This is a genomic window from Bacillus sp. FSL K6-4563, from assembly GCF_038630405.1.
GTDB lineage: Bacteria > Bacillota > Bacilli > Bacillales > Bacillaceae > Bacillus > Bacillus pumilus.
The window spans coordinates 1,705,610-1,719,791 of record NZ_CP152030.1; the positions used below are offsets into that span (position 1 = coordinate 1,705,610).

Below are 14,182 nucleotides of genomic sequence, written 5' to 3' on the forward strand. Positions count from 1 at the left end.
TGTAAGGTGAGGTGAGCAAAATGGCAAAGATTATTCAGTTATCCGATGACCTATCCAATAAAATTGCTGCAGGTGAAGTAGTCGAACGTCCAGCTTCTGTCGTAAAAGAGCTTATGGAAAATGCAATCGATGCAAGTAGTACAGTGATTGAAATCGATGTAGAAGAAGCAGGTCTTTCTTCTATTAGAATGATTGATAATGGTGTTGGAATCGATGCTGAAGATTGTAAGCTCGCCTTTCAGCGCCATGCAACGAGTAAAATCAAAGATGAAAATGACCTGTTCCGTGTCAGAACGCTCGGTTTCAGGGGAGAGGCGCTGCCAAGTATCGCATCTGTCTCTCATCTAGAAATGAAAACAAGTACTGGTGAAGGAGCTGGAACGCACCTGGTGCTGCAAGGCGGAAAGATCATTTCAGAGAAAAAAACCTCTAGTCGCCGCGGTACCGAGATCGTCGTTACCAACTTATTTTACAATACACCGGCCCGCCTAAAATACATGAAAACCGTTCATACGGAGCTTGGCAATATATCAGATGTCGTCAATCGAATTGCGCTGGCTCACCCAGAAGTATCGATTCGCTTGCGTCATCAAGGAAAAGTCCTGCTTCAGACGAATGGAAACGGGGATGTGCGGCATGTGCTTGCGGCCATTTACGGAACAGCTGTTGCGAAAAAAATGGTGCCGCTTCACGTGCAATCACTTGATTTTGAAGTGAAAGGATATATCTCCTTGCCAGAAGTGACAAGGGCATCACGGAATTATATGTCTTCTGTTGTAAACGGCAGATATGTTAAGCATTTTCCGCTCGTGAAAGCGGTCCATGAAGGGTATCACACGCTGCTACCGATTGGCCGCCACCCGATTACATTTATAGAGATGAAGATGGACCCCATTTTAGTGGATGTGAACGTTCATCCTTCGAAGCTTGAAGTGAGACTTAGTAAAGAGCAGGAACTTCATGAGTTAATTAAGCAAGGAATTAAGGACGTATTTCAAAAGCAGCAGCTCATTCCAAGTGCTTCGGTGCCAAAGAAAGCACCAATGCCAGCGATCAAAAATGAGCAGCAATCCTTAACCTTTGATGCGAAAAAAGGAAACACAAGCGAGGCGGAAACGCCGCTATCCTATCAGCCGGAGCCGCTCGAATCGGTCTTATATGAGACAAGCCATACCGAAGCATACGGAATGCCTAATCAAGAGAAGACGGAACCATCATCACCAGTATTTTATGAAGAAGCCTCATCTGAGCGAGTTCAGTTAGAGGAATCCGCCGCTTCACTAGAATATGAAGAGTCAGAACTAAGAGAAGATGCTGCAGAAGCCATTTCAGAAAACGAACGCGTCCCTGTGATGTATCCCATCGGACAAATGCACGGCACATATATTTTGGCTCAAAATGAACGTGGGCTTTATATTATTGATCAGCATGCGGCCCAGGAGCGAATCAAGTATGAGTATTATCGTGAGAAGGTAGGAGAGATCAAACAGGAAGTGCAAGAAATGCTCGTCCCATTAACATTCCATTACTCGAAAAACGATATGCTGATTATTGAAGAGCATAAAGAGATACTAACGAAAGTGGGTGTCTTCTTAGAGCCTTTCGGTTCAGGAAGCTACATTGTACGGTCGCATCCGCAGTGGTTTCCAAAAGGAGAAGAGGCTGAACTGATCGAAGAGATTATTGAGCAAGTGCTGGATGAGAAGCGTGTAGATATCAAAAAATTAAGAGAAGAAGCGGCGATTATGATGAGCTGTAAAGGCTCAATCAAAGCAAATCGTCATTTGCGAAATGATGAAATCAAAGCCCTATTAGATGAACTCAGGCAGACAAAGGACCCTTTCACTTGTCCGCACGGCCGGCCGATCATCATTCATCACTCGACATATGAAATGGAGAAAATGTTTAAACGGGTCATGTGATCAAATAAAAAAAGCGCTCTTATTAAGGCACCTCAGCGTGTAGACAAACTATTGCGCGAGCTGGTGCTCACGAATGTCTAATCCGCGCCAGAACTCGTCCTTCCTAAGCTACAAAGGTTTCTATCACACTGAAAAGAAGACAAAGGGCTAAAATAAACATCATTTTGCCCTTTGTCATTTGAAGCGCTCTTATTAGAGCGCTTTTTTATTTAGCATCCACACGGATCTGGCGGTGTGACCACAACTGGTCGTGTATTAATATCAATCGTATCTTCTGCATAAAATGTGGAACCGATGCTAATTGCTCGATTTTCTGCGCGGAACGTATATGTACCTGCGGCAGGGAGTACTTTATGTGAAAGCTTTAATGTATATTTGGAAATTCCAAGTAAATCCAATCTAAGCGGAATACGGACGGTTTGTCCGTTGTTCAAAATGTAGCTGTCTTTTAATGCTTTACCGTTCATAATGTCTTTAGTTGTTGCTTGGAAACCCTTTGGCAGTGTGAACTCAACCGCACCAAGACTTAAAATAGAATTTGGGCTGTACGTTAGTTCAATGTCAGAAAAAGACCATTCCTGCTTACTTGTACCTGTAATTTTTGCGTAAAGGGCAGCTGGTTTTGCATTGGTTGATGCTTTGCTTTCCTCTGTTTTGGCTCCTTCAGCAGATGCAGAAAGCGGCACTGACAGCGCCATAACCAATGTGAGCATCCCCATCATGATCATCGTCCATGTTTTTTTCATTTCTTCCTTCCCCCTTGTTGAATATAGGTAAATAATAGATGATTACACCCATTATTTACCTATAATGTTACCATATCCCTACATGGTATTAAATGGTATATTATACCCTTATTTTGTCATTTTGTTTAGTAATAACGGGGAAAATGCGCATTTGGTTGGTTCATTCCGTAACCAAAGCCTGGCATTTGCTGATTCGGCATCATCATATGCATATCTTGATATCCGTATGGATGATATGGCATCATTCCATATCCACCATAGTGGCCATGATGATGGTGATCCTTCATTGGAACATGCGAAAAGGGGTCATGCTGATTTGGAAAAGGCGGATAGGCTGAATGATGATGCGGATAATGTCCGCTGTACTTATCCTTTTTACCGGTATGATAATGGTTTGGCATATTCATATGATCATGCATGTTTGGCGCGACCACATGCTCATGATTGGCTGTATACACATTCTCAAACGTATGGTACGGATTTCCTTCGTGATGATAATTCATTTGGCTATTCATATTGTTCATTTGATATCTCATCCTTTATGTCAGGTTGCCATATCCTATGAGCATGATCCGTTTCATGAGCCTATCCATATGAAAAAAACCGGCTTTTCAGCCGGGAAAACAAAAAGCAGTTGAAAGCGTCAGGTGCTAATATGAGAAGCCATGTCTTCTTCTACGACGCTTCTTACAACTGCTGCAGACACTTTTAGGGTAATAATAGGGATCGTAGCTTCTAGAAGTATCCCAGAAATCGCTCTCAAACCAATCATCTTTTTTATGATGAAACTTTTTTTCTTTACATGGGTCCTCATGGCAATGATCGTCATGCTTTTTATAACAGTTTGAGTGGGAATGTTTGCACTTGCATTTGCACATTGTCATCCCTCCTAAATGTGACTCAATGCTAGTATATGCACGAATAAGACAAGGGGACTGGATGGTGGCGCATCTTTTGTAAAAAAAGGCTTTTTCTGAAAAATTCAAATGAAAAGAATTGACTAGTGCTAAAATAACATGATAAAATATAAATTTTTATCCGCCGATGAAATGTGTTATAATCAAATTGTGAATACTTTCGGAGGTGGCGGATTTGTTTCAAATAGGTGATAAAATTGTTTATCCTATGCATGGTGCCGGTGTGATTGAAGGAATGGAAGAAAAAGAGATTTTAGGTAAGACGGAAGAATATTTTCTGATTCAAATGCCGAATATGCAGATGATGATCCCAAGAGGCAGAATCAATCAACTAGGTATACGTCAGGTAGCAGATCAAGCAACGCTGAAAGTTGTGATGAACAATTTTGCAGAAGAAACAAACGACGACACGCTTACTTGGAAGCAAAGATATGATGAAAATATGAAAAAGCTAAAAACAGGTGCGATCGAAGATGGTGCAGACGTTGTCAAAGATCTGATGAGACGAAATCAGAAGAAAGCATTAAATTCAAGTGAAAAGAAGATGCTTGAAGATGCTCGAGGCATGTTAGTGAGTGAAATTTCTCTTGCACAAGGGCTTTCACAAGATGAAGTCCTTTCAGCTTTAGAGAATGAACTAAGAGTTTAATGATGGATATACAGTAATTGGCTGTAAACAGAAGGGTATCCCTTTTGTTTACGGCTTTTTTTGTTTGAAATCAGAAGAATATGTCCATTTTTGTAGGTGATTTTAACTAAAGCTAAAATAAGGTCATACGATGCAGTTTTTATTCAAGCAGCGAATGATTCAAAGAAGTCAGAAATACCTAGAGAGGCATAAAAAAACAGGAAAGTTCTCCTGATTCATTTAAATGAGCCGGACAACCTTTGAATTCTGTTAGCCATTGATAGTAAAATAATGCGATAAGATGACACCTAAGAGAATGAAAAGGAGCGGTGAAATGAAAAGGCTACTGATATGTGGATTCATCTTTCTGATCCTATGTGCTCTTTTAATGGTGAAATGCAGCCATTCTGTTCAAGAAAAAAAAGAGCAAAAGCAACATCAAGAAGAGGTAGAAAAGTATCAAAAAGAGCGAAAAAAAGGGGATCGATACGACAGTTTTAAACAGCTTATTCGGCATGAAAGAAAAGGGTATGAAATAGAATTTCACGAAAAGGGCGGAAGTGATTTACTCGTCTTTTCTCCTCATGGAGGGGAAATTGAACCAGGAACAAGTGAAATTGTAGAAGCATTTCAAGAAAGATACTCGACGTATTTGTTTGAAGGAACGAAACAAGACAACAATCGTGATTTGCATATTACAAGCACCAAGTTTGATGAACCGATATTGGTCCAAATGATTAAAACGTATCCCTTCTCCATTTCCATCCACGGCTATAAAAGTGATAAAAAGCACACGCTAGTTGGCGGGACAAACGAAAAAATGAAAAGAGCAGTTGTACGAGAGTTAAAAGATCGAGGATTTTCTGCAGAAATGGTGCAAGAAGGCGAACGGCTTTCAGGAACAGATCCTAAAAATATTAATAATCGAAATGCAAGTGGTGAAAGCGTTCAGCTAGAAATTAGTACGGCGCAGAGAGAATCTTTTTTCGACCATTTTGATACGAGAAAAGGAAAGAAAAAAGCATTCAGACGTTATATCCGTGCTTTAAAAGAAGTATTAAGAGAATTTGACCCAACTTCGTAGTGAAATCGTTTTGATGGGTAAAAGTACTCCATTTAAACTTGGTAAAAAAGATAGAAATATGCGAAATGAACATAAATCATGCAATAAATTACAATTTGCCTTAAAAACATAAATTATGTAAAATAATAGTTATCAGTTTGATATGATAGAATGGGGCTGAAGTGGATGGCACATAAAATACCATCTTCCGAAGTAGGTGTAAAGATCAATCAATGGTACACGCATATTTGCAAATTTGAAGTCGAACAAGCAAACGATATGAAGCGCCTTGTTGAAGAAGAAATTCATGAGATGGAAGAGGATCAAGATTTGCTTCTATATTATTCTCTAATGGATTTTCGCCATCAACTGATGCTTCAGCATTTAACGCCAGTCCATGCAGGGAGTGAAACACTTCAAGCCGTGTCTTTTCCGAAAGAAATGGAAGATGGAGAAGATGAGATGACAGGCTTACTTGGCTATTACTTTCATTTTTTTCATGGAATGTATGCGTTTATCCAGCGCCGATACATCGAGGCCATTTCCTATTACAAGCATGCGGAACATCAACTGATCTTAGTGACAGATGAGATTGAAAAAGCGGAATTTTACTATAAAATCGCTGAAGTATACTATCATATGAAACAAACTTATTTCTCCATGCATTATGCTAAAAAGGCGAGAGACATTTATAAGAAACATCAGCTTTATGGAAAAAGAAGCATTCAATGTGATTTTGTCATGGCAGGTAATTGTATTGATGTGAGTCAGCACCAAAAAGCGCTTCCTTACTTAGAAAAAGCGTTAAAGGTTTGTGAAGCGATGGAGCGGAAAGAGTGCACATCTTATTTTAAAGCGATGGCTCTTAATAACTTAGGAGCTTGTCATTATAGTATGGGAACGTACCATACAGCGACAGTCTTTTTTGAACAAGCCATTTCCCTTTATCAAAAAGATCAAGCATCCACGATGATCAAATCATTATTTTCACTTGCTCTTACCTGGTTTAAACTCGGAGATATCGAGCGGGCGGGTGAGGCTATACGTAAAGGAATGAACGAGGCTTGTTTATTGGAAGATGAAATTTATCAGTTGAAATTTCAATTTTTACAGGCGCTTTATATAGAAAAAGACAGCTGTGAGCAATTAAGATCGGCACTATTTGGACTGCGAAGCAAAAAAATGTTTGCTGATTTAGAGGAATTAGCACTTGATGCGGCTAATTATTATAAGGAACGCGACATGTACAAGGAATCCTCCACTTTTTTTGAGATTGTGATCGAAGCGCGTACGCACATTCAAAAAGGAGATGAGATGTATGAGAACGAAGCATAACATGTCAGCTGATCAAGTAGATGAAAGACTTCACACGTAATAACAGACAAAAACAACACCCTTTACGAATCAACGTAAAGGGCTTTTTTATTTATTCTTTGATGGCTTTTTCTGCGTCAATGGCACCTGCCCCGTAAATCATCGGGTCATCCCCAGACCACTTGCTTGTATTTTCTTTTAACAGGGTTTTGACCTCATCGGGCGTTAAATCTGGTGAATGCTCTAATAGAAGAGCACAAATACCAGCGCAAATCGGTGTTGCCATAGATGTGCCAGATAACGTCGTGTAATCATCATCGACTCTGCTTGATTTGTCGAGTTTATCTAGAAAGGATCTTGGTGATCTGAGAGAGACGATGTTTACTCCTGGTGCAAGGATATCAGGCTTTGTCTCACCATAAACAGTAGGACCTCTGCTTGAAAATGGTGCCACGATATCATCGTTTGATTCTGGTGTATTCCGGTCATCAAAAGCGCCAACCGTAATCACTTTTTGACTGACGGCAGGGCTCGCAATCGTTTGACTGTTAGGACCAGAGTTTCCGGCTGCGACGCATACTACAATGCCTTGATCCCAAGCAGCATTGACAGCACGCACCATCGGATCGTCCTGTTCGTCATCATAACGCTGAGCATCTCCGCCTAGTGACATACTCATAATATGAATCGGATCATCAGGGTGATCTTCATTGAACTGGATGCACCATTCAACCCCTTCTATAATAGTAGAAAGCGATCCAGCCCCTTGTTTATTTAACACTTTTACGCCAATTAAATGAGCTTTTGGAGCAGGTCCTTTGTACAAGCCATCTGAGGCCGCTCCGTCTCCAGCTACATCTCCAGCGCAGTGAGTACCATGCCCGTTATCATCATAAGGCTTTGTTTTTTGCTTGACTAAGTCCACAAAATCGCGAATCCTTCCTTCTAAATCTTCATGCGGATAAATTCCTGTATCAATGACAGCGACCGTAATGCCTTCCCCTGTTAAGGCTGTACCGTTGCGGAAGACTTCATCCGCGTGACTGGCTTGTGTGGCCACATCCAGAAGTGCATGAACTTTCCGGTCTAAATAAATTTTACGAATATGCTCACCATTTGCTAACAGCTCCTCTAAAGCGGCCGGTGTTATGTCTGCAGCGCAGCAGTCGATATGTGAAAAGTGCCGTTTGATATTTGTTTTTCTACTTTTTTTCATGAGCTGTTTTGTGCTTTGAATCCCTGCTTCGACCGCGTCTTTCTTAAATTCAATAATTACACGAAGCTTCTTTCTCTTCTTTAATCTTCCTTCAAAGAAACGATGAAGAAAGCATGGCGTCCATTTAAAAGGTTTATAAAGGTGAAGGACGGTCTCTCTTAAAGGCTGATCTAGTTTACTAGCATGTGTCCTGACCATTTGCACCATAGAAAATCCAAACATGTGATGCCCTCCATTCTAGCTATCCATTCTTGTACACTCTTACGTTATGAGAATGAGAGCTGCTTTGTTCGGATTCTTGTCCCTTCTTTTCTTCATATTGGCGGCTTACTCATTTCTGATGAAAAAGAAAAGCGCTTACATTTTGTAAAATAATAGAAAAAGGTGGAAAACATGTAGAATCAGCCGATGATAGGTGGGAGAGTTCTTCTTAGAGAACCGGTGAAACAAACGATTTTGCAGAAAAAAGGAGGGGTTAGACAGGGTCAATGCTCATACAAATGTGACTTGTCACAGAGGAAAAAAATCAAATCCATATAAAAACAAGCCGAATTAAAGAAAACAGACTGGATAGAACTAGGTCATTTTAAACATAACTTCGTTTGTCTGTCATACTATTCTAACTCTGTTTTCAAAGACGAGAGGCGTTTCTGTGTATATAAATGCAATTATCTTATTTTTGAGGAATCTCATGATCTAGAGTGTTATGATCAAATTTGAAGAGAAAAAGTGGAAAAAATGAAAAGAAATGATGATTCAATATAAATCATAGAAACGGCTTAGAAATCTGTTAAAGGAGAACGGGAATGAAGAAGTTTTTTGCTTTGCTTCTCCTGCTTGCGATCGGATGGGGCGTTTATTATACAATGCAAGCACAGGAACATGATGAGCCATTGTCATCAGGTGGGGAAGACGAAAGCGGTTCAAATGATATTTATCGCAATTTTAAAGAACTGGAAGAAAACGAATCAACAAGCAGCTATCAAATTACAGCCAACCCAGTGCCTGGAAGCCGTCTTCTTGTGATGTCACCCCATGGCGGGAGAATTGAAGGCGGCGTGAGTGAGATCGTCCATTTTTTCGATAATGATTTCTCTACGTATTTGTTTGAAGGTTTAAGAGAGAATGCGTCAGAACTTCATGTGACAAGTACAAACTTTGATGAGCCAGTCGGCGTCGCGCAGGCAAAAGCACACGATTATATCTTAGCAGTGCATGGATACAAAGGTGAGGAAGGCATTGACCATACGCTCGTTGGCGGAACAGATTACGACCGTGCAGAAAAAATAGTGAATTCATTAGAGCGAAACGGATTTTCTGCTGAACTGGCTGTCGCACACGCAACCCTGAGCGGAACAAGCAATCATAATATTAATAATCTTACTAAAACAGGGCAAAGTGTACAGCTAGAGATTAGTAGAAGTCAGCGTGAAGCTTTATTTGACAGTTTTGACTTTCGGCGGCGGTCGAGTACAAAAAACGAGACGTTCTACCGGTATGTCAGGGCGATTCGGACAGTGCTGGATGAGGAATATACATAAAGATGGTGCACATGTTAAGACAAGTAGCGTGAATTCTTGTTACACTATAAAAAGTGATAACAAAAGGAGAGACGAATATGGCGCGTCATCATTTTCATCTTCAGGCGAGCTGGCCTGGCCTGCGTAACGATGTGGGTACAATCTCATGCGAACAGTTAAAAACGAAGATTTCAATTCCGAAAGAAATGGACGGTCCCGGCATCGGAACAAATCCAGATGAGATGCTCTTAGGTGCAGCGGCTACGTGTTATATTATTACACTTGCCGCTATGATGGAGCGGAGCCAATTAGAAAAAGAGGATCTCACAATGAGTTCTGAGGCTGTCGTAGATGTGACAAATGGTGTGTTTACATATGAAAAAATCATTCACCGGCCTGTCATCATCCTCAAAGCCTCTGCTTCTCCGCAAGATATTGAGCTTGCCCGCAAGCTCGCGCACAAAGCCGAAAGCTCATGTATGATCTCAAGAGCTGTTCAAGGAAATGTGGACATTTCCTTAGAAGAAACCATTCAAGTCGACGGGTAAAAACAAAAAGTCATTTTCTCTTAATGAAATGGAGAAAATGACTTTTTTTATGACGTCCATTCGGTTTGATCGATTTGTTCTTTGTTTTCTTCCTTTTGTTTTTTTGACAGGTTCAAGACAATCACGCCGCATATCACAAGTGCAAGACCAATGAAGCCTTTTATGTGAATGGTTTCGTTAAATAGCACGAACCCGATAAGAGCAGTAAGTGCTGTTCCAACACCAGACCATGTTGCATAAGCAGACGAAAGGTCAATCGTTTTAAGTGCCAGACTGAGGAAGGTAAAGGCACACCCAAATCCGATCAGGACCCCAATACTCGGCAGCAGTTGCGAAAAACCTTGGGAAAGCTTCAGCATCGTACTGCCAAAAACCTCTGTCAAAATAGCCCCTGTTAAATAGAGCATTCCTTTCATGATCTCTCACATCCTTTATGACATATTTAAAAGTACGACCCCTGAGACAAGCATCGCCATCCCAATGATTGCTCTTTGGTTCAAGGTTTCTTTGAAAAAAAGCACGCCAAAAATAGCCGTGAGGACTGTACCAACCCCAGACCATGTTGCATAAGACATGCTAAGCGGAATGATATTCAGTGTCAATGACAGCATATAAAAGGCAAGTGTATACCCAGCAACAACGACAGCGCTAGGCTTAAAGCGAGTAAAGCCATTTGAGAATTTTAACATCACGGCGCCAACGGCTTCTGAAAAAATGGCCACAGCTAGAAAAAGATATCCGAGGATCATCATGTTCCCTCCTCTAAAAGGTGTAAAATCCGATGAAGTAAAAGGGTTTTTTCCTCTCGGTTCAGCGGTTCAAGCTGAAACATCTCTGAAAACCATATCCCATCACATGCAAGTCGGATCAGTTGGCTCAGCGCAGAATCATTTATTTCCTCTGCTGCTTTCTCTTTAAACTCTGCATAAAAATCACGCCAAGGGTTCAATAACGCTTCATCAAATGACATGGTGGCCAGCATGCTTGTACATAACTGGGTCGTGTTTTGCATATCAAGATCATTTAATGTCGCCAAAATATATGCACGTACATAAGGAGCCTTTTCGTTTTTGTATGTTTCCTGATACGACTCAAGCTGCTGACGAAAGCAGACAACTGCGTGCTCATTCATTTTTTGGATGAGCTCTTCCTTGCTTGAAAAATGATAAAGCAGGCCGGCCTTGGTCATATGTGCATGCTCTGCTACCTTCTGAAGGGTAAGCTGACTTAATCCTTCTTTTAAAAGCGTACGAGCAGCTGCCTCAAAAATTTGCTCTTTTTTGGTTTTAGACATAAAAAAAACACCTACTTTACTGAACGGTCGGTAAAGTAAATGTTAACCCATGAAAAACTAGTGTGTCAATCGATTCATTTTATGAAAGGTTGTTTTCACTTAAAAGTCATATCTAATAATAAGGGTATGGTCCATATGGCGGGTACGGAGGCGGATAAGGGTACCCATAGCCATAGCCTGGTGCAAGCAGGGACCCAGCAAGTAGTCCTCCAGCAAAACCACCTAAAAATGGAGGTCCAAAAAATCCAGGTCTCCCAAACCCAAATCCAGGTCTTCCAAACCCAGGGCCTCCAAATCCAAATCCAGGTCTTCCAAATCCAAAAGGTCTTCTCATGTCTTCTTGCATAAATGGCGGTGCATCAAAATAATTCATAAAAAAAGGCTCCTCTCACATAAAATCACTGTAACTGACATCAGTGTATTCGATTGGCCTATATGTGTTTGGATGAACGCCTATTATAAGGAGGAATGTTAAAAATGGGCCTGTATCCATCTGATTGGGCAAAATGCCCGCCGCATGCTCATGCCTATAAAGCACGAACGGATGTAACAGAAGAGCATTATCATTTAATAGAAGGTATTTCTCAGCCTGTCAATGGGAGCAATACCGATCAGCATACTCATTACTATCGCGGGGTCACCTCTTTTGAGAGAGGGCATTTCCACAGATACTACGGCGTCACAGGGCCTGCGATACCGAGATTAGATGGTACGCACTATCACGAGATTGAGGAAGTCACGTTTTCAGCCTATAACGATTCTGTCCCCATTCCATACGGAGGAGTCGTCTATAGTCCGGACGAAGAGCGGCCGACGCATACGCACCGGTTAAAAGGAAAGACATATGAAGTGGTCGGAAATGAACCACTCGGCTGGTGATAGGCCCTATATAGGAGAGAAAGAGAAGTTATGCTATACTGTAGGCAGTTTGTAAAAGAGAGTGATGTTATGAAAAAAACGAAACAACCAGTGATTGTATTAGTAGGACCGACGGCTGTCGGCAAAACAAAACTGAGCATTCATATAGCCAAAGCATTTAATGGAGAAATTATCAGTGGTGATTCTATGCAGATTTATAAAGGAATGGACATTGGAACAGCTAAAATCACCCCTGAAGAAATGGATGGTGTCCCGCACCACTTAATTGATATTAAAGAGCCAGATGAATCCTTTTCTACAGCTGAATTTCAGCAACTAGTCCGTATGAAAATCAAAGAGATTGCCGCTAGAGGGAAAACACCCATGATTGTCGGCGGAACAGGTTTGTATATCCAATCTGTTTTATATGATTACACATTTACCGATGAGAAAAGTGACCCTGCTTTTAGAGAAGAAATGGCGCTGTTTGAACAGCAGCATGGCTCCCTTCAGCTGCACGAAAAGCTAAAAGCAGTAGACCCTGATGCTGCAAAAGTCATTCATCCGAATAATGTCCGCCGCGTGATCCGGGCGCTGGAAGTGATCCATACAACAGGTCAGAAAATGTCGGAGATGCAAAATGGTCATCAAGAAGTTCCTCTTTATGATACAGCCTTCATTGGGCTCAAAATGGATCGAGAGCTTTTGTACGAGCGCATTCACCAAAGAATTGATATGATGATAGATGAAGGCTTAATTGAGGAAGTGAGCGCACTTTATCAATCTGGCTTGAAGGATTGTCAATCGGTTCAAGCGATTGGTTATAAAGAGTTGTATGCGTATTTTCAAGGTGACTGCTCACTTGATGAAGCTATCCAGCAATTAAAGCAAAATTCCCGTAGATATGCGAAGCGTCAGTTCACGTGGTTCCGTAATAAAATGGATGTCACTTGGTTCGACATGACACCGCCTTGCCACTTTTCAGACAAAAAAGAGGAAATTTTCGCATATATAGCAGGAAAGCTTGGACTTAAAGCGAAACTGTAGTTATCAGAATCAAGGAGGACGAAACATGAAACCGATTAATATTCAGGACCAATTTTTGAATCAAATTCGTAAAGACAATACATTTGTTACAGTATTCTTACTGAATGGCTTTCAGCTTCGCGGTCAAGTGAAAGGCTTTGACAATTTCACGGTGCTGCTTGAAACAGAAGGGAAGCAGCAGCTTATTTATAAACACGCCATTTCTACATTTGCACCTCAAAAGAATGTAAATCTAGAATTAGAATAGGATATGTTCGACCTAATAGCCCCATGCATCTGCGAATAAACCGGCCGGAACCCGCTACGTTTTTTGTCAGTGCAGAGGGGCTATTTTGCATGCCATGAAACTTTTCTGCCTATTCTGCGTATAATCCCTTATTGGATATGAAGAAAGGTGAGGGAAGCGATATGGAAAATGCAGAGCTTGAATTAAGAAGGATTAGAGTGATCCTTCTATTGATTGGGATTGTTGTCTTATTTGGATCATGCGCCATTTCAAACATTGAATCAAGACAGGAAAGCTGGCATAACTATTCTAATCAAGATGATCATGGACATATAGATGGCCTATTACAATCAGCTGTTGCACTAAAAAATAATCACTTTGCTGTTGTGAAAGATGATGAAGTACATGTGTACCGGTTTGATGAAAAAGAGGGAGAACTCACCCTTATTAAAACAAAATACATAGATGAGTGGGACGAAGATTATGATGATGATGACGATTCTGTAGAAGAGTAAGCACGTAAATTTACAAATGAATGTGAAGTCGCTACACTATAATCATGCATCAGACATCTAGACAGAAAAGGATGAGTTCATGACACACAAAATTAAAATTAATCATTGGGAACAAACTTGTGAAGACGACTCCTGTTTTGAATATGGAACAAGCGTTTCTGTAAATGGGAAAGAATTAGTCAGAGAAGCTTCAATCGTCTCTGCGCTTGAAGCGGTGCTAAAAGAATTAGGTGTTGAAGTGGAAATTACAGAAGTGTCAGAAGATTTACAGTGCGATGCCTACAAAAAATAAAACAAAAAGTCTAGTCTACTAAGCGATTTTTTTTCGTGTTATGATAGATTTCGGTTTCAGTTGAATAGAGAGTAGA

The 14,182-nt window shown here is 40.8% G+C and carries 18 protein-coding genes; 11 read left to right on the plus strand and 7 right to left on the minus strand.

Going from position 1 to position 14,182, the window contains the following annotated elements:
* The first annotated feature begins 20 nt into the window (after nt 1-20).
* The gene (gene mutL, locus MHH54_RS08435; RefSeq protein ID WP_003210950.1) at nt 21-1,922 is read left to right on the plus strand and encodes a DNA mismatch repair endonuclease MutL; all 1,902 of its coding nucleotides are present in this window, start codon (nt 21-23) and stop codon (nt 1,920-1,922) included.
* A gap of 209 nt (nt 1,923-2,131) precedes the next feature.
* Here the strand turns inward: mutL and bslA are convergent, their stop codons facing one another.
* Both bslA and MHH54_RS08445 read right to left on the minus strand, forming a co-directional pair.
* Nucleotides 2,132-2,668 (minus strand): biofilm surface layer hydrophobin BslA, encoded by a 537-nt coding sequence (gene bslA, locus MHH54_RS08440; protein ID WP_050944961.1) that lies wholly within the window; start codon nt 2,666-2,668, stop codon nt 2,132-2,134.
* A gap of 125 nt (nt 2,669-2,793) precedes the next feature.
* Complete coding sequence (locus MHH54_RS08445) at nt 2,794-3,192, minus strand: hypothetical protein (protein ID WP_003211318.1); 399 nt, start codon at nt 3,190-3,192, stop codon at nt 2,794-2,796.
* A gap of 568 nt (nt 3,193-3,760) precedes the next feature.
* On the opposite strand from MHH54_RS08445, the gene MHH54_RS08450 reads away from it, so the two are divergent.
* The 3 genes from MHH54_RS08450 to MHH54_RS08460 all read left to right on the plus strand — a co-directional run bounded on the left by MHH54_RS08450 (nt 3,761) and on the right by MHH54_RS08460 (nt 6,611).
* Nucleotides 3,761-4,234: a CarD family transcriptional regulator gene (locus MHH54_RS08450; RefSeq protein ID WP_044141851.1), complete on the plus strand. Its 474-nt coding sequence runs from the start codon at nt 3,761-3,763 to the stop codon at nt 4,232-4,234.
* A gap of 313 nt (nt 4,235-4,547) precedes the next feature.
* Entirely contained in the window at nt 4,548-5,297 is a 750-nt protein-coding gene (locus tag MHH54_RS08455) for a poly-gamma-glutamate hydrolase family protein (protein WP_106028923.1), read from the plus strand.
* A 165-nt stretch (nt 5,298-5,462) separates the two neighbouring features.
* Nucleotides 5,463-6,611 (plus strand): Rap family tetratricopeptide repeat protein, encoded by a 1,149-nt coding sequence (locus MHH54_RS08460; RefSeq protein WP_003211287.1) that lies wholly within the window; start codon nt 5,463-5,465, stop codon nt 6,609-6,611.
* Between the two features lie 91 nt (nt 6,612-6,702).
* On the opposite strand, the gene MHH54_RS08465 is transcribed toward MHH54_RS08460, so the two are convergent.
* On the minus strand, nt 6,703-8,028 hold the full coding sequence (locus tag MHH54_RS08465) for a S8 family peptidase (RefSeq protein WP_226805216.1): 1,326 nt from the start codon (nt 8,026-8,028) through the stop codon (nt 6,703-6,705).
* 584 nt (nt 8,029-8,612) lie between these two features.
* On the opposite strand from MHH54_RS08465, the gene MHH54_RS08470 reads away from it, so the two are divergent.
* Nucleotides 8,613-9,347 carry a poly-gamma-glutamate hydrolase family protein gene (locus tag MHH54_RS08470; RefSeq protein ID WP_003211920.1) on the plus strand — a complete coding sequence of 245 codons (735 nt, stop codon included), beginning with the start codon at nt 8,613-8,615 and terminating at the stop codon, nt 9,345-9,347.
* A gap of 77 nt (nt 9,348-9,424) precedes the next feature.
* On the plus strand, nt 9,425-9,874 hold the full coding sequence (locus tag MHH54_RS08475; RefSeq protein WP_003211845.1) for an OsmC family protein: 450 nt from the start codon (nt 9,425-9,427) through the stop codon (nt 9,872-9,874).
* A 47-nt stretch (nt 9,875-9,921) separates the two neighbouring features.
* On the opposite strand, the gene MHH54_RS08480 is transcribed toward MHH54_RS08475, so the two are convergent.
* The 4 genes from MHH54_RS08480 to MHH54_RS08495 form a co-directional block, all read right to left on the minus strand.
* Nucleotides 9,922-10,290 carry a multidrug efflux SMR transporter gene (locus MHH54_RS08480; RefSeq protein ID WP_003211537.1) on the minus strand — a complete coding sequence of 123 codons (369 nt, stop codon included), beginning with the start codon at nt 10,288-10,290 and terminating at the stop codon, nt 9,922-9,924.
* A gap of 15 nt (nt 10,291-10,305) precedes the next feature.
* Nucleotides 10,306-10,623 (minus strand): multidrug efflux SMR transporter, encoded by a 318-nt coding sequence (locus MHH54_RS08485; RefSeq protein ID WP_106032480.1) that lies wholly within the window; start codon nt 10,621-10,623, stop codon nt 10,306-10,308.
* Nucleotides 10,623-11,168 carry a TetR/AcrR family transcriptional regulator gene (locus MHH54_RS08490; protein WP_342500859.1) on the minus strand — a complete coding sequence of 182 codons (546 nt, stop codon included), beginning with the start codon at nt 11,166-11,168 and terminating at the stop codon, nt 10,623-10,625. The genes MHH54_RS08485 and MHH54_RS08490 overlap by 1 nt, the downstream gene beginning before the upstream one ends.
* Nucleotides 11,169-11,280: 112 nt before the next feature.
* Entirely contained in the window at nt 11,281-11,541 is a 261-nt protein-coding gene (locus MHH54_RS08495) for a hypothetical protein (RefSeq protein ID WP_003212477.1), read from the minus strand.
* A 104-nt stretch (nt 11,542-11,645) separates the two neighbouring features.
* Between MHH54_RS08495 and MHH54_RS08500 the strand changes: the two genes are divergently transcribed.
* The 5 genes from MHH54_RS08500 to MHH54_RS08520 all read left to right on the plus strand — a co-directional run bounded on the left by MHH54_RS08500 (nt 11,646) and on the right by MHH54_RS08520 (nt 14,106).
* The gene (locus MHH54_RS08500; RefSeq protein WP_003211728.1) at nt 11,646-12,047 is read left to right on the plus strand and encodes a YmaF family protein; all 402 of its coding nucleotides are present in this window, start codon (nt 11,646-11,648) and stop codon (nt 12,045-12,047) included.
* A 69-nt stretch (nt 12,048-12,116) separates the two neighbouring features.
* Nucleotides 12,117-13,073: a tRNA (adenosine(37)-N6)-dimethylallyltransferase MiaA gene (gene miaA / locus MHH54_RS08505; protein WP_003211526.1), complete on the plus strand. Its 957-nt coding sequence runs from the start codon at nt 12,117-12,119 to the stop codon at nt 13,071-13,073.
* Between the two features lie 25 nt (nt 13,074-13,098).
* The gene (gene hfq, locus MHH54_RS08510) at nt 13,099-13,320 is read left to right on the plus strand and encodes an RNA chaperone Hfq (RefSeq protein ID WP_003211269.1); all 222 of its coding nucleotides are present in this window, start codon (nt 13,099-13,101) and stop codon (nt 13,318-13,320) included.
* A gap of 161 nt (nt 13,321-13,481) precedes the next feature.
* Entirely contained in the window at nt 13,482-13,814 is a 333-nt protein-coding gene (locus tag MHH54_RS08515) for a YmzC family protein (protein ID WP_003211073.1), read from the plus strand.
* A 79-nt stretch (nt 13,815-13,893) separates the two neighbouring features.
* Entirely contained in the window at nt 13,894-14,106 is a 213-nt protein-coding gene (locus MHH54_RS08520) for a hypothetical protein (protein ID WP_003212415.1), read from the plus strand.
* Nucleotides 14,107-14,182: the final 76 nt, after the last annotated feature.

Coding starts and splice junctions, on each gene's coding strand:
- mutL (WP_003210950.1), top strand. CDS start 21: ATGGCAAAGATTATTCAGTTATCCGATGACCTATCCAATAAAATTGCT.
- bslA (WP_050944961.1), bottom strand. CDS start 2,668: ATGAAAAAAACATGGACGATGATCATGATGGGGATGCTCACATTGGTT.
- MHH54_RS08445 (WP_003211318.1), bottom strand. CDS start 3,192: ATGAACAATATGAATAGCCAAATGAATTATCATCACGAAGGAAATCCG.
- MHH54_RS08455 (WP_106028923.1), top strand. CDS start 4,548: ATGAAAAGGCTACTGATATGTGGATTCATCTTTCTGATCCTATGTGCT.
- MHH54_RS08460 (WP_003211287.1), top strand. CDS start 5,463: ATGGCACATAAAATACCATCTTCCGAAGTAGGTGTAAAGATCAATCAA.
- MHH54_RS08465 (WP_226805216.1), bottom strand. CDS start 8,028: ATGTTTGGATTTTCTATGGTGCAAATGGTCAGGACACATGCTAGTAAA.
- MHH54_RS08470 (WP_003211920.1), top strand. CDS start 8,613: ATGAAGAAGTTTTTTGCTTTGCTTCTCCTGCTTGCGATCGGATGGGGC.
- MHH54_RS08475 (WP_003211845.1), top strand. CDS start 9,425: ATGGCGCGTCATCATTTTCATCTTCAGGCGAGCTGGCCTGGCCTGCGT.
- MHH54_RS08480 (WP_003211537.1), bottom strand. CDS start 10,290: ATGAAAGGAATGCTCTATTTAACAGGGGCTATTTTGACAGAGGTTTTT.
- MHH54_RS08485 (WP_106032480.1), bottom strand. CDS start 10,623: ATGATCCTCGGATATCTTTTTCTAGCTGTGGCCATTTTTTCAGAAGCC.
- MHH54_RS08490 (WP_342500859.1), bottom strand. CDS start 11,168: ATGTCTAAAACCAAAAAAGAGCAAATTTTTGAGGCAGCTGCTCGTACG.
- MHH54_RS08495 (WP_003212477.1), bottom strand. CDS start 11,541: ATGAATTATTTTGATGCACCGCCATTTATGCAAGAAGACATGAGAAGA.
- MHH54_RS08500 (WP_003211728.1), top strand. CDS start 11,646: ATGGGCCTGTATCCATCTGATTGGGCAAAATGCCCGCCGCATGCTCAT.
- miaA (WP_003211526.1), top strand. CDS start 12,117: ATGAAAAAAACGAAACAACCAGTGATTGTATTAGTAGGACCGACGGCT.
- hfq (WP_003211269.1), top strand. CDS start 13,099: ATGAAACCGATTAATATTCAGGACCAATTTTTGAATCAAATTCGTAAA.
- MHH54_RS08515 (WP_003211073.1), top strand. CDS start 13,482: ATGGAAAATGCAGAGCTTGAATTAAGAAGGATTAGAGTGATCCTTCTA.
- MHH54_RS08520 (WP_003212415.1), top strand. CDS start 13,894: ATGACACACAAAATTAAAATTAATCATTGGGAACAAACTTGTGAAGAC.